The 14889-nt window shown below is 62.3% G+C and carries 13 protein-coding genes; 5 read left to right on the forward strand and 8 right to left on the reverse strand.

What is annotated here, in order from left to right; translation table 11 throughout:
* The 8 genes from ACN6PJ_RS29835 to flhD form a co-directional block, all read right to left on the reverse strand.
* Positions 1-876, reverse strand: an 876-nt coding sequence (locus ACN6PJ_RS29835) for a Tar ligand binding domain-containing protein (RefSeq protein WP_427999294.1), incomplete at its 3' end; no start/stop codon positions are given.
* 92 nt (positions 877-968) lie between these two features.
* Entirely contained in the window at positions 969-1469 is a 501-nt protein-coding gene (gene cheW / locus ACN6PJ_RS29840) for a chemotaxis protein CheW (RefSeq protein ID WP_427999295.1), read from the reverse strand.
* A 15-nt stretch (positions 1470-1484) separates the two neighbouring features.
* On the reverse strand, positions 1485-3617 hold the full coding sequence (gene cheA, locus ACN6PJ_RS29845; protein WP_427999296.1) for a chemotaxis protein CheA: 2133 nt from the start codon (positions 3615-3617) through the stop codon (positions 1485-1487).
* Positions 3618-3647: 30 nt separating this feature from the next.
* Complete coding sequence (locus ACN6PJ_RS29850) at positions 3648-4028, reverse strand: response regulator (protein ID WP_427999297.1); 381 nt, start codon at positions 4026-4028, stop codon at positions 3648-3650.
* A gap of 2 nt (positions 4029-4030) precedes the next feature.
* Complete coding sequence (motB, locus tag ACN6PJ_RS29855; RefSeq protein ID WP_427999298.1) at positions 4031-5020, reverse strand: flagellar motor protein MotB; 990 nt, start codon at positions 5018-5020, stop codon at positions 4031-4033.
* Positions 5021-5031: 11 nt separating this feature from the next.
* Positions 5032-5907, reverse strand: coding sequence for a flagellar motor stator protein MotA (gene motA / locus ACN6PJ_RS29860; RefSeq protein WP_427999299.1), 876 nt, complete (start codon positions 5905-5907; stop codon positions 5032-5034).
* Between the two features lie 345 nt (positions 5908-6252).
* Positions 6253-6834: a flagellar transcriptional regulator FlhC gene (gene flhC, locus ACN6PJ_RS29865; protein WP_427999300.1), complete on the reverse strand. Its 582-nt coding sequence runs from the start codon at positions 6832-6834 to the stop codon at positions 6253-6255.
* Positions 6835-6867: 33 nt separating this feature from the next.
* Positions 6868-7191, reverse strand: a complete 324-nt coding sequence (gene flhD / locus ACN6PJ_RS29870; RefSeq protein WP_006219025.1) for a flagellar transcriptional regulator FlhD — start codon at positions 7189-7191, stop codon at positions 6868-6870.
* A 430-nt stretch (positions 7192-7621) separates the two neighbouring features.
* Here flhD and ACN6PJ_RS29875 point away from each other — a divergent pair, with 430 nt between their 5' ends.
* From ACN6PJ_RS29875 to ACN6PJ_RS29895, 5 genes are all read left to right on the forward strand, one after another.
* Complete coding sequence (locus ACN6PJ_RS29875; protein WP_427999301.1) at positions 7622-8377, forward strand: RNA polymerase sigma factor FliA; 756 nt, start codon at positions 7622-7624, stop codon at positions 8375-8377.
* A 361-nt stretch (positions 8378-8738) separates the two neighbouring features.
* Positions 8739-9821 (forward strand): FliC/FljB family flagellin, encoded by a 1083-nt coding sequence (locus ACN6PJ_RS29880; RefSeq protein ID WP_427999302.1) that lies wholly within the window; start codon positions 8739-8741, stop codon positions 9819-9821.
* A 220-nt stretch (positions 9822-10041) separates the two neighbouring features.
* Positions 10042-13566, forward strand: a complete 3525-nt coding sequence (locus ACN6PJ_RS29885) for a tetratricopeptide repeat protein (RefSeq protein ID WP_427999303.1) — start codon at positions 10042-10044, stop codon at positions 13564-13566.
* Between the two features lie 244 nt (positions 13567-13810).
* Positions 13811-14635 carry a hypothetical protein gene (locus ACN6PJ_RS29890; RefSeq protein ID WP_427999304.1) on the forward strand — a complete coding sequence of 275 codons (825 nt, stop codon included), beginning with the start codon at positions 13811-13813 and terminating at the stop codon, positions 14633-14635.
* A gap of 66 nt (positions 14636-14701) precedes the next feature.
* The coding region (locus ACN6PJ_RS29895) for a YjfB family protein (RefSeq protein ID WP_427999305.1) at positions 14702-14889 on the forward strand (188 nt) is incomplete at its 3' end.

The following is a 14889-nucleotide window of genomic DNA, read 5'->3' on the forward strand; positions in this document are numbered from 1 at the left end:
GATCTCGTCCACGCCGCGGCGCACCGCCGACACCGTGCGGGTCAGGCTTTCCTGCATGCGCTTGAGCGCGGCGAACAGCTGGCCGATCTCGTTGGTATTGCGCACGTCCACGCGGGCGGTCAGGTCGCCGCCGGCAATGCGGTCGAAATGGCTTCCCGCCTCCTTCAGCGGCTGCAGCACGCGCCGGCGCAGGAACACATAGGTGGCGAACACCAGCATGGCGGCGATCACGCCGCCCGCGCCCACCGCCATCAATACGAACTGGTAGCGCACCTGCGCCACCTCATAGGCGTCCAGCATCTTGCTGGCGCGCCAGAAATCGAACCCTTCGATCGCGCGGGCAAAGCGCCCCTCCAGGGCATCCTGCACGGTCTGGACCTGCTTCTGGTAGGCCTGCATGTCGGCCTTTTCCAGGGCGGCGACCAGCGGCCCCAGGCCTTGCTGCACCAGCGCGCCGTAGGAATCGTCGATTTCCTTGAGCGCTTCGGCCGCTTCCGGCGGCCGCGGCAGGGTCTTGTAGTACTCGAACTCCGCCTGCCCCTTGTTCATGGAGGCCTTTGCGCGTTCCAGCAGGCCGGTGGCATCCGCCGACAGACCCTGCGCCAGCAGGGTCGCCTGGCCGACATTGCGCACGATATCGGCGTAGTTGGAGGCTGCGGCGCGGCCCAGGCCGTTCAAGGAGTCCTTGTAGCTGGACACGACGCGCCCGACCGCGTCGTCGAGCTCCTGCGACTGCTTGATCTCCGCCAACGTCCCGTTGCTGATGCGCAGGGACAGGACGCCAAGCGCCGCCCCGATCACCAACATGAATGAGAAAAACGCCAGCACCCACAACAGGCTGCTGCGTATCGTCATGTTCGCGAAAAACTTGCGCATCACAAGCACCACTCCTTGACTGCAATCGTTAAAGGAAAGCGCCACTTCGGATCGAATATGGCGCCTCTACCCCGCATACGGCCGGATTCCGATCAGGAAGCGACCTTCTCCACCAGCGCCATTTCGTCGCTGGTCATGAGCTTTTCGATATCCACCAGGATCAGCATGCGCTCGTCCACCGTGCCCAGGCCGGTCAGGTACTCCGTGGAGAGCGTCGCGCCGAACTCGGGCGCCGGACGGATCTGGCCCGAATTGAGCATCAGCACGTCGGACACGCCGTCCACCACGATGCCGACCACGCGGCGGTCGAGGTTCAGGATGATGACCACGGTCTGCTCGTTGTAGTCGACGCGGCCCAGATTGAACTTGATGCGCAGGTCGACGATCGGCACGATGATGCCCCGCAGATTCGTCACGCCCTTGATGAAGGGCGGAACATTGGCGATGCGGGTGACCGTGTCGGCGTCGTAGCCGCGGATCTCCTGCACCTTCAGGATATCGATCCCGTATTCTTCGTCGCCCAGCGTGAACACCAGGAATTCGCTGCCGACATCTTCATTGCGCGCGGCGGGCGCTTGCGGTTTGGCTGCCATGAGGTTAGTTCTCCATCAATTCAGAATGGCTTCGGGCTGCGACCAACGCTCGCGGTTGGCGCGCGCAAGCGCAAATACGTCGACGATCAGCGCCACGCTGCCATCGCCCAGGATGGTGGCGGCCGAAATGCCGGGAACCTTGCGGTAGTTCGACTCCAGGTTCTTCACCACGACCTGGTGCTGCCCGATCAGGTGGTCCACCAGCAGCGCGAAACGGCGGTCCTCGGCCTGCATGATGACGGCGATGGCCTGGGTGGGGTCGGTCTGGGCGCCGCCCACCGAGAACACGCGATGCATTTCGACCAGCGGCAGGTACTCGCCGCGCACGTGCATGACGCGCTCGTTGCCCGCCACCGAGTAGATCTGGTCGTTCGTCGGCTGCAGCGATTCGGTGACGTGGTTCAGCGGCAGGATGAAGGTTTCCTCGCCGACGCGCACCGACATGCCGTCCAGGATGGCCAGGGTCAGCGGCAGCACGATGCGCGTCGTGGTGCCATTGCCTGGCTCGCACGACAGCTGCACGTGGCCGCCCATGTCCTGGATGTTCCGGCGCACCACGTCCATGCCCACGCCGCGGCCGGAAATGTCCGTGACCTTCTCGGCGGTGGAGAAGCCGGGCGCGAAGATCAGTTGCCAGATTTCATCGTCGGGGGAGTTCTCGTTGACCGCCAGGCCCTGGGAGATCGCCTTCTTGAGGATCTTCTCGCGGTTCAGGCCGGCGCCGTCGTCGCTGACCTCGATCACGATATTGCCGCCGTTGTGCTGGGCGGACAGCACCAGCTGGCCGACGGGATCCTTGCCGGAAGCGATGCGCTTTTCAGGGGTCTCGATGCCGTGGTCCAGGCTGTTGCGGACCAGGTGGGTCAGCGGATCGATGATGCGCTCGATCAGGCTCTTGTCCAGTTCAGTGGCGCGGCCATAGGTCTGCAGTTCGATCTGCTTGCCCATCTTGCTGGCGATGTCGCGCACCAGGCGGGGGAAGCGGCTGAACACATAGTCCATCGGCATCATCCGGATCGACATGACCGCTTCCTGCAGGTCGCGGGCGTTGCGCTCCAGCTGTTCCATGCCATTGAGCAGGCGGTCGTGCAGCACCGGGTCCAGCGTGGACGCCGTCTGCGCCAGCATCGCCTGGGTAATGACCAGCTCGCCCACCAGATTGATCACCTGGTCGACCTTCTCGACGCCGACGCGGATCGAGGTGGATTCCTTGTCCACGTGCGCGGGGGCCGCGGGCCGGGCCGCGCGCGCGGCCTGGGTGATGGCCTCGGCGGCCGCGGCCGATTCCGCGACGGCGGGCGCCGGCGCGGCAGGCGCGGCCGCCGGCGCCTGGGCCGCGGGTTCGGGCGCCACGGCGGGAGCGGCGGCCGACGGAGCGGCCTCGCGGGCGATGCTCAACTGATCGCCATCGACGATGAAGCAGCACACCGCCTCGATATCGTCCGGCGTGCAGGTGCTGTCCATCCACACGGTCAAGGCGCCGCCCGCGCGTTCGCTGGCCGTGACGGTGCCCACATTGCCCATTTCCTCGAGCAGGGACGCCGCGTCCTTGTCGGACACCTTGGTGATCCGCACGCGCAACGGCACGCTGCCCTCTTCCGCCGGGGCCGCTTCCGGAGCGGGCTGCGGAGCAGCCGACTGCGGAGGCTCGGGCGCCGGGGCCGCCGCCACCGGAGCGGGAGCGGGAGCGGGAGCGGGAGCCGGAACGGGGGCAGGCGCGGGCGCCGACGCGGCCGCCGCGGGGTCCTTATGCTCCAGCGCAAGCTGCCTCAGCACGGCACAGATGCGCTCAAACACGGCTTCATCGGGCTCTTCGGAGGCCCGGTAGGCATCCAGCTGGCTTTTGAGCACGTCTTTCGTTTCCAAGAAAATATCAATCATGTCCGTACGCAGCGCCATTTCGCCGCGACGGATCGCATCCAGGAGGTTTTCGAGCAGATGGGTCGTGCCCGCCAGCTGCGTGAAGCAGCCGAAGGTCGCCGCGCCGCCCTTGATCGAATGGGCCGCGCGGAAGATGGCGTTGAGCTGTTCGATGTCGGGCGCGCCCACATCCAGCTCAAGCAGCAATTGCTCCATCTGCGCGAGCAGCTCGTCCGCCTCGTCGAAAAAGGTCTCGTAAAACTGACTGAGGTCCAAACCAGAACTCATGACCCGTACGCCTTTCTAAATTGAACCTGCTTACGCGCCGGCCTGCTCATCGAGCAGTTCGGACGCCAAATCGACCAGCACGTCGGGGTCGACCGGCTTGGAAAGCCAGCCGCAAACGCCCAGGTCCCGCGCCGCCATCTTGCTGTCCACGTCGTCTTCGGTGGTCAGCACCAGCACCGGCACATCCAGGTACTGGTCGTCGTCGCGCAGGCCCTGGATCAGTTCCAGGCCGCCCATGACCGGCATGTTCCAGTCGCTGACCACCAGATCCACCGGGTGGCGCTTGGCCACCTCCAGCGCCTGCTGGCCGTTTTCGGCCGTCAGGACCTTCCATCCCGCGCCTGTCAACGTCGCCTGGACGATCATCCGCATCGTCGCCGAGTCGTCCGCCACCAGAATCGTTGCCGCCATTGCTATCGAACCCCTTCGGCGGACGGGTTGCTCTCCGTTTCGCCTGGTTTGGTTGCCGTCGTGGCCTGGACTGCCGCCCGGGCCGCGTCCACTGCCGTTCCCACCTCCCGGGCATCCTTGGCCGTGACGTCCGCGGCGGCGGCGTTCTCGCTTTCGATGCGCCGCTGGGTGCTCAGATTGAGCACCACGAGGCTGATACGCCTATTAACGGCCGCATACGGATCATCTTTAACCAGGCTCATGCTGGAAGACAGGCCCTGGATGCGCATGACCTTGCTTTCGTTCATGCCGCCGGCCACCAATTCCTGCCGCGAGGCGTTCGCGCGGTCGGCGGAAAGCTCCCAGTTGCTGTAGGCGCGCTCGCCCCGCGCATACTGCGACGCGTCGGTATGGCCCGAAATGCTGACCTTGTTGGGCAGCTCGTTCAGAACCGGCCCCAGTTCCCGCAGGATGTCGCGCATATAGGGCTGCACTTCCGCGCGGCCGGTGGCGAACATCGGGCGGTTCTGGTTGTCGATGATCTGGATGCGCAGGCCCTCGGTCGTCAGATCGATCAGCAGCTGCGGCCGGAAGCTCTTCAGCACCGGACTGGTCTCGATGACGTTTTCCAGCCGTTTTTTCAGGCTTTCCAGGCGGTGCTGCTCGCGGCGCTCCGCGTCGCCCATGGGCTGGGCCTCGACCCGGTTGCCCTGGGCGCGGCGCACGTCGCCGTCGCTGCGCAGCGGGTCCTGCCCACCGCCGGGGACCGCGCTGGTCTCGGCGGAACTGCTGGGGCCGCCCGTGATGGCGACGCGCAATGGCATGCGGAAATACTCCGCGATGCCCTTGAGCTCTTCGCGCGGAACGACGCTGATCAGCCACATCACCAGGAAAAACGCCATCATCGCCGTGATGAAGTCGGCGTAGGCGATCTTCCAGCTTCCCCCGTGGTGCGCGCCGCCCTTGGACTTCTTGCGGCGGATGACCACACGGTGGTTGTTTACCGTGCTCATGGCCCGCTCCGTCAGGCCCTGCCGGTCGCGGCCGACTTGGCTTGCCGGACGTGCTCTTCCAGCTCACCGAACGTCGGGCGCACGGCCGAGAACAGCACCTTGCGGCCGAATTCCACGGCCAGCTGGGGCGGATAGCCGTTCATGCTGGCCAGCAGCGTGGTCTTGATGCATTCCAGCACCTTCGTGGCTTCGTCGCTGCGGCGCTCGATGCGCGAGGCCAACGGCCCCACGAAACCGTAGGCCAGCAGGATGCCCAGGAAGGTGCCCACCATGGCCTTGGAGATCAGGTCGCCCAGGATCGCGGGGGGCTGGTCCACGGCGGCCAGCGCCTTGATCACGCCCAGCACGGCGGCCACGATGCCGAAAGCCGGCAGGCCGTCGGCCATCTGGTGCAAGGCGCGCGCGGGGACTTCGCGCTCGTGGCGGTAGGTTTCGATTTCCTCGTCCATGAGCGTCTCGATTTCGAACGAGCTCATGTTGCCGCTGATCATGATGCGCAGGTAGTCCGTAATGAATTCCATGAGCCTCGCGTCTTTGGCGATGCGCGGATATTCGCTGAAGATCGGGCTGGACTCCGGGTCCTCGATGTGCGATTCGATCGCCATCAGGCCTTCGCGGCGCGCCTTGTTGAGCAGCACGTACAGGAGCGCCATCAGCTCCATGTACACGTCCTTGCCGTAGCGCGAGCTTTTCAGGGCGTCGGGCAGCGCCGACTTCACCAGCATCAGCGACTTCTTGCTGTTGCTGGCAAGAAAGGCTCCGCAGGCCGCGCCGAAGATCAGCGTGAGCTCGAACGGCTGGTATAGCGCGCCCAGATGGCCGCCCAGCGCGATGAAGCTGCCGACGACCGACACGGCCACCACGAGAAAACCGATAACAATCAACACATCAGGCCCCTGCCAACGAAGTCTAAAAATGCCCCCACGCCGCGCCTTCGGCTTGCTGCCCCCCAAGGGGGCTTTTTGCCTTGGGGCGGCCCGGCGGCAAAAATTACCCCCACGCCGCGCCTTCGGCTTGCTGCCCCCAAGGGGGCTTTTTTGCCTTGGGGCGGCCCGGCGGCAAAAATGCCCCCACGCCACACTTCGGCTTGCTGCCCCCCCAAGGGGGCTTTTTTGCCTTGGGGCGGCCCGGCGGCAAAACACCGGCGTCAATGATCCCCTGTTCCCCCCGGCCCAAAAAGGCGGGTTACGGGGAGTTTTCCAGGGCTTTTGATGTATTTGGAAACCTGCCGGTCAAGGCCGGACGGCATTCGCGACGGACGCGGCACGACTGCCTGCGCGCGCCTTGGCGGCGGCGCGCGTCTTGCCGGCGCGGGGTGGCGGCCGGCAGATCGCGCACACGAAATCCGACTGGGGATCATGCGCGTGGGCGATGAAATGCCCGCCGCACTGGCGGCAGGCGGACAGTTGCAGCATGCCGCTATCGAAGAAACGCACCAGCATCCAGGCCCGGGTGAAGCTCAGGACGGGTTCGGCCGCCTCCGAGGAATCCATGCCGGCGTTTTCGAGATACAGGCGGTAGGCATCGATCGTGGCGCGTATGCCCTTGCTGCTGGTGCGCGTATTCAGGAACGAATACACGTTGTAGAAGAGCGACGAATGGATGTTCGGCAGCCAGGTCATGAACCAGTCTACCGAGAACGGCAGCATGCCCTTGGGCGGGGAGCAACCGCGGATTTCGCGGTACAGGCGCGCGAGGCGGTCGTGGCTGAGGCTGGTTTCAGCCTCGAGCACCTGCAGCCGGGCTCCCAGCGTGATCATGGAACTGGCAAGCAGAATGTCGTCCGCTTCCTGGGATACGCTCTTGGAGGCCATTACACGTGTTTCCGAGTGGAATTCATCGGGCCGTCAGGCCAATTCTTCGACAGGTTGCTTGGCCAGCAGGATCGTTGCATGCGCTTGCTGCAATGCGCCGCCCAGGACGTCGTGGGTGAGCGCGGACAACAGACTGTAGTCATCGAAACGGAAACGGCAGAGCAGCGAACTGGAGCTGGCCAGTTTGACGAGCTGAGCGGGGGAAAGGCGCATCAGGATGTCGGCGACTTCGTTGCTGAACCCCAGGCGGAACATGGACGCGGCGTAATCATCGCGGAGCATGCGCTGGGCAAGTAACAAATATGACAAATTGACTTCGCGAATGTCTGCCAGCAATGAATTTTCGACTTGTTGCACGCCCAACTCCCTAGTTCCGATCCCGCCCGCGGGGCTTCGATAAGCAAAATGTTCGGCAATCACCGTTGCCGTGGACCCTATGGCGTCCTGCTTTAATGCGAAATGTATCATTTATTCGCAATTTAAGTAAAATTTACCACAGGCGATGTCATTTTCTATGACTTATATGACAAATCTTTGTTGATATTGCGCAACTTGCCTTTTTAGATACACCTTGACATAGAAAATTCTCACAAAATTTACGTCAATTAGGAAAACAAGCATTCAAAACGTTGCGTTCTTCGGGGAATGAAACGAATTCCATTGCGCACAATGGCACCTTGCCGAGCACTCAACTCTGTTCGCTTTCGCTCCCGCGCGTTTGTCGACAATGTCGCAAATTGACAACATTCCACGACGCGTCTTGATGGATACCGCCCGACATTCCGCAATGCCCCACGCAGAAGACAGCTTGGTCGAATATGCCCCGCTCGTGCGGAAGCTGGCCCTGCAATTGCTGGCCCGGCTGCCCGCCAGCGTCGAACTGGACGACCTGATACAGGCCGGCATGATCGGCCTGCTCGACGCCGTGCGGCGCTACCAGGAAACCGCCGACGCCCAATTCGAGACATACGCCACGACCCGCATCCGTGGCGCAATGCTGGACGAGCTGCGCGGCCAGGACTGGCTGCCGCGCAGCGTCCGCGCCAAGGCGCGCAAGATCGAACAGGCCATCCAGCAGCTGGAGCAGCGCCTGATGCGCGCGCCCTCCGAAGCCGAGATCGCGCAACAGCTCGAGATTCCCCTGGGCGAATACCAGTCCCTGCTGCACGACGCCCAGGGCGTGCAGATCGTCCATTACGAAGATTTCACGACCGAACCCGATTCCGCCTCGGGCCAGGCCGACTGGTCGGCCACCCTGAGCCACGGCTCGGCCGACGGCAACCCGCTGGATTCGCTCCTGGCCGGCGACTTCCGCCAGGCGCTGATCCACGCCATCGACGCCCTGCCCGAGCGCGAAAAGCTGCTGCTGTCGCTGTGCTACGAGCAAGGCCTGAACCTGAAGGAAATCGGCGCGATCATGAACGTGACCGAAGCCCGGGTATGCCAGCTGCGCTCCCAGGCCACGGCGCGGATCCGGGCCAAGCTCAAGGAACAGGCCTGGCAGGAATTGCCCCGGGAGGGGCAGATCGCGCAGGTTATTTAGTCCTATACAGACAGCGGAAAGGGACTTCCGCTTCCGTGCCCGGCTCCCCACGGGCCTGCCTTCCAGCAACGCAAGCGCCCCGGCCGCACGACGCCGGCGTCATCGCGGTCTCTCCCTATAAGAAACACCAACGCACCTCCCCCGCCGAAACACTTCACCCGCGAAAGCGCCCGGCATCCGACAGGCCGATCCCTACAAAAATTTCGACTTCCGCAAAATTCCCCTAAAGATTGATTTGAGGCTGCCGTAATCCTGGCAACGGAGCAATTCGAAGACGCAAGAAAGCGAATTTTTCCCGTTACACAGATGGGCGGCCTTGCTGCCCGGTTTGAAGAAGCCTTTCTCTCTTGGGAGCCTAAACATGGCTGCAGTCATCAATACCAACTACCTGTCGCTGGTTGCTCAGAACAACCTGACCAAGTCTCAATCGACCCTGGGCAGCGCCATCGAGCGCCTGTCGTCGGGCCTGCGCATCAACAGCGCCAAGGACGACGCCGCCGGCCAGGCCATCGCCAACCGCTTCACCGCCAACGTCAACGGCCTGACGCAAGCCGCCCGCAACGCCAACGACGGCATCTCGATCGCCCAGACGACCGAAGGCGCGCTGAACGAAATCAACAACAACCTGCAGCGTATTCGTCAACTGTCCGTGCAAGCCACCAACGGCACGAACTCCGACACCGACTTGGAATCGATCCAGGCCGAAATCACCCAACGCCTGGGTGAAATCGATCGCGTTTCCGCTCAGACCCAGTTCAACGGCATCAAGGTGCTGGCCAGCAACCAAACGCTGTCGATCCAAGTCGGCGCCAATGACGGCGAGACCATCGATATCAATCTGGGTCAGATCACCAAGTCCACCCTGGGCCTGACCAACCTGGACGTGACGAAGCTGGCCAAGACCGCCAGCGCAGCCGGCCTCACGGGCGGCGCGACCACCACCGCTGCAGACACCGCCACCTGGCTTGTCCAAGATACCGCCGGTACGCCGAACACGCTCTCTGGCGCGAGTGTCCTGAAGAATTCGACTGGCGATTACTTCGTCAAGACGTCGGACGGCAACTACTACGCGGCAACCGTGACTGCTCCTACCGTCGACGGCACCGCATCTGTGACGATTGTTGCCGACACGAGCGCTGCTCTCACGGCGGCCGAACAATCGGCGGCCGGCCTCAGCCCCATGGGTGACATCAGCTCGGCCCTGCAAAAGGTCGATACCCTGCGCAGCGATCTGGGCGCGATCCAGAACCGCTTCGAGTCCACCATCGCCAACCTGAACAACACGGTGAACAACTTGTCCGCCGCTCGTTCGCGTATCGAAGATGCCGACTACGCCACGGAAGTGTCGAACATGACGAAGGCGCAAATCCTGCAACAAGCGGGCACCTCGGTTCTGGCGCAAGCCAACCAAGTGCCGCAAACGGTGCTGTCGCTGCTCCGCTAATCGGCCTAGCGATAAATAGGGGCCGAACTTGATGATCGGCCTCAACAGAATACCCGGCTCTGAGCGCCTAGCGCACAGAGCCGGGTTTTTTTCTATCCTTGCCCCCCTCGGCCATTTGCGTCGGGAATAGCGGCTGATTTGTCGGCCTGACCGCAGAATCATGCTGACTTGACCACAGGTAAGCTTGGGGCATCCTCAGCCTTACTGAACTCGCGCCCTGATGGCTAAGCTAGACACCTCCCGAAGCTCAAAAAAAACGCCCCCGGTTCCAACTGACGAGTTGGCTGCTCCGAGCAATGCGCGACCCATACCAGGGCGGCTGCCTTCCGATCCGAAAGGCTTGAAAAATCGAGCGAAGCAGCTGTACGCCTCCACTTCGTTCCTGGAAGCCCGCTCAGTCATCGAAGCTGCCATCGAGCTGGACCCCAACGATGCCGAAGCCGTCGCGTTTCTTGGGAAAGTTGTAGCCAAACAAGGCGACGACACGCTGGCGCATCAGCATTTCCTCCGCGCCCTGGGGCTTCAAGCCAATTGCCTGGACGCACACCAGGGTATTGCCGACCTCTTGTTCCGGCGTACTGACTACACTGGCGCGCTGAACCATGTCGAACGGATACTCGAACGACACCCGGCCCACACCAGCGCCCTCCACCGCAAGGCCCAAATCCTTACGCGGCTCTACCGCTATGAAGAAGCGGCGGCCTTGTGCGAATCACTGATCAAGATAGACAAACCGAACAGGTTCATTTACCTGAACGACCTGGGCAACCTCAAGCGTGATCTGGGGCTTCTGCAAGAGGCGCTAGATTGCTACAAAAAGTCGGCAGCACTGACCAAGACCGATCCTGCCCCCCTGTCAAACCAAATTACCCTGCTCCATTACATGCCCGAAGCGGCCCCGGCCGATATCTTGGAGTTATGTAAAAAATGGGGGAGAGCCTTCGCCCCCCGGCAGACAACCGGCCGTCCCCAACCATTAGATCTATCTCCAAACCGAACGCTGCGCATCGGAATGGTGTCTGACGGTTTTCGTCAGCACCCAGTAGGGGCGATGACCACCCCTGCGCTCGAGTATTTGGCCAAGCGTGGCGTTGAATTGTATTTCTACACCACTACGGGCGTCGTCGACGATGTCACGCTACGCCTAATGAACATCGCCACCCGTTGGACGAGCATAGCGTCGTTCTCGGATGCAACCCTGGCCCAGACCATCCGAGAGGACAAGATAGATATTCTTTTGGACCTGTCGGGCCATAATGCTGGCACCAGATTGCGCACCATCGCCATGGAGCCAGCGCCCCTGCTGGTTAAATGGGTCGGAGGGCTGATCAACACTACGGGCGTGGAGTCAATCGACTACCTCCTCACCGACGGCATCGAATCCCCCCCAGACACCGACCATATGTACACAGAAAAGCTCATCCGCATGCCGGATGACTATATCTGCTACATGCCGCCCAAGCGGGTCCCGAGCGTTGGACCGCTACCCGCGCTCCGAAACGGGCACATTACCTTTGGCTGTTTCAACAACCCGACCAAACTCAACGAAATCGTGCTGGCACAGTGGGCTCGTCTGCTGCATGCCGTACCGAAGTCCCGCCTGTACCTGAAAGGGGGGCCTCTGGGCAGCCCCGATCTGCAGAAACGTACCCTCCACATTCTGCAACGTCACGGCATCGATGCAGACCGAGTATTGCTTGAAGGACGGTCAAATCACTATGCGCTTTTCGAGTGCTACAACAACGTAGACATTGCATTGGATCCATGGCCGTACTCAGGCGGACTGACTACATGTGAAGCAATGCTGATGGGCGTGCCTGTCGTGTCATTGCCCGGCCCCACTTTCGCCGGCCGGCACTCGGCTACGCACCTGTTCAACGCGGGCATGCCCGAATTGGTGACGCACGACTGGGACGAATACATCGCCCGCGCAAGCGGTTTGGCAAGCGACCTGCAAAGCCTGTCCACCATCCGCACGCATCTGCGCCGGATTCTTCTGGAGTCCCCGGTCTGCAACGGGGAAAAGTTTGCCGGCCATTTGGCCGACGCTTTGCGCGCCATCTGGCAACGATACTGCGATGGCAAAGCGCCTGCCGGTCTCAGCTTTACCGAGCACGACCTGCCGTTGTTCGAAGGGGACGCAGCTCCAACGCTGGTATCTCACCCCGTCGCCGCGGCTGCCGAAGATCCGCACGCAACAATGTTCTCTTTCTCCTTCGAAGGAAAAGTGGTCGTCCTGGATCACGGGGCCGATTTGGCACGCCACCCGGATTTTGGGCGAATGGCGAGTCTAGGCGCATTTTCCACGATCACCATTGATCCGGCCAGCAAGCTGAATGATGCCTCGATGCTGACAACTCAAGGACACTTGCAACACTATCAAGCTCACTTTGCCCTGGGGCCAGGAAGCGACACCGAGTTGCACGTGTGCCTGGATGCCGAGCGCTCCGGCACTCTGTCGCCTCTGCCACCTGAACACCGACCTGCGTTTGCACAACAAGCAAGCAATGTCATAGCCAAGCTTCCGTTGCCCAGCACTCGACTGGATGACATCGATGGGCTCACCAGAGTCGATTGGCTGTGGCTCAACGATGCCAACGATAATCTGGGCATTCTGCGTGGCGCCTCAAGGGTGTTGGACTCCATCCTGGTGCTGCAAGTGGGCGTACGGTTTGTGGAAACCTATGAGCGACAGCCCAAGCTACATGAAATAGAGGCAGCGCTGAAGCCATATGGTTTCAGGCTTCTACGCCTGAACAATATGCGGCACCATAGCTATCTACCTGACACGGAGGGAGCGGAAACAGCGGATGGCGCCCAGTTGCTATCCGCCGATGCCGTGTTTGTGCCGGATGAGTCCAAGCTAGCCATGCTTGACACGAATCAGTGTCGGAAACTTGCATTCCTTTTGCACACCATATATCAGACACCAGACCTCGCGTACGCGATCCTTGAACGCATTGACGCAGATGCCGCGCAACGTTATCTCGCGTCTTATCAAGCACTCGTGTCACTGCAACTAACGTCGGGATCGCTCGCCGCAAGTCCGGCCCCTGACAACATTACCGTCGCTAGCAATCAGCCCGCGCCTCTCACGTCGCCTGTACGCAAAGGAGACCATCCTCTCAACATGGATGAGGTCGCCAAGCTGGCGGCCTCCATCCCATCGACGCCTCACATGGAACCTGAAGGGAGGGGCTTGCTTGCCGAACGATTGAGCGAGAGCGAGATCTTCCTGGAGTACGGCTCTGGCGGGAGTTCGGTGATGGCTGCTCAATCGAACATCCGGAAAATCTACTCGGTAGACTCCGATGAGACCTTCCTTCGCGCTGTGCAAGCACGTATTGCGCAAATCGGCTCCGGTGCGGAAAAGTACCTACCGATCTACGTTGATATTGGCCCAACCGGTGAATGGGGTCGACCTAAAGACTACGGCAGCGCTGCACTTTGGCCTGCCTACGCTAACGAACCTTGGACGGTGTTGGAGAAACAGGGCGCCAGCCCTGATCTCATTCTTATTGATGGCCGCTTCCGTGTCGCATCTTTCCTCGCCTCGGTCCTGTTTGCCCAAGAGGGCTGCGTCATCTTGTTCGACGACTATTTCGACCGCCCCGGTTATCACGTAGTCGAGAAATACTTGAAGCCGGTACGCACCGCCGGAAGGATGGCCGAATTTGTCGTACCTACCGCACGACCGCAAGGCATGGTCCAGGACCTGCTGAGGTATTGCACCAGGTTTGAGTGAAGACGAGCGAGCAAGTTCGACATGCATCTGACCCGGGGTCGCGGCTTGCGACCCCTTTTCTATGAAGAGTCAGGTCATTTAGCGCGCGATTGACAGGATCTTATACAGACGAAATTTAGAGCATCTATCGAACCAGCGGTTGCCTACCCCGAAACTCCCCTTTCTTACCCGTTCAGGGTTTGCGTGCACGAGTTGTTGCTGCATAATTGCTATTGCACGTTTTTGTATCTATAGTTTTCTTAATATGACCGCGACGCCACCCGATCCACTCGCTACGCAGCATGGCAGCACCACGGATCCAGACTCTCAGGCGCCGGTGGATGAGCAGACCTTGCGTCTGCGCGAAGAGAATCGCGCCTTGCGCGAATTGGTGGCCGCGCAGGCGCAGGCCGCCCATCCCTCACACGAACCAGGTCCGCTCCGGCGGCTGTGCTGGTGGCTGATTTCCGCGCCGGGCGCGGCGCTGGTCGGCTGGCGCAGCTTGCTGGGCCGCGACGGGGGCCAGCCGATAACCGGCAAGCGCGTGGGTTATGCCACCTTGACCGTGCTCTACACGCTGGCGATCTACGGCGCGCTGGTGTTGCTGGTGGTGTCCTGGAGCTCGCCGAGCACGCCGCGCTCCGGCGCCTCGGCGGCGGGGCCGGTGCGGGTGCCTCTGGCGCCGCTGCCCGCCATGAGCGCCGATGCGCCCGCCCCCGAGGCGAGCCGGCCGCCCACGGCCGCGCCGCAGCCCGAGCCTGGCGCCGGTACGGCGCCGGAGCCGGCCGCGGCGGAGCCGTCTCCTGCGCCCGCCGCGCCGCACGAACACGCGGCGGCGCCGGTCGTGGCTCCGGCCGAGACGCACGCGGCGATGGATACGCACACGACGGCGCCTCAGCCGACCTTGCGCATGACCGAGATTCCGGCGCAGGACCCCTTGGCCTGGCTGGCCGAGCTGAGGGGAGAGCTGGCGCGTTGCGCGGACCTGGGTTTTTTCGACCGGCCGGACTGCGCGTGGGCGGCCCGCAGGCAGTACTGCGAACCTCGCCGGGCATGGGGCACTGTCAAGGAATGCCCGAACCGGCCTTGAATCAACGCGTGCAATAATGCCGCAACCCGGCTTGCGCCGGCCCGACCATATGGGAACCTCCTGGACATGGACGCTTCGATCAACAATACCGTCAATACCGCCCTGGCTTTGCAGGACGTGAATCTCAATCAGGAGATCCAGGCCCGCGTCCTGAAGAAGGCGCTGAATGCGCAGGCGGATACCGCGCTGACGCTGATGCAGTCGCTGCCCGTGCTGGCGGTGGATGCCACGCTGGGCTCGCGCATCGACACCCA

Source organism: Achromobacter sp. (genome assembly GCF_050285585.1).
In the GTDB taxonomy this organism is placed as follows: Bacteria; Pseudomonadota; Gammaproteobacteria; order Burkholderiales; family Burkholderiaceae_B; genus Achromobacter.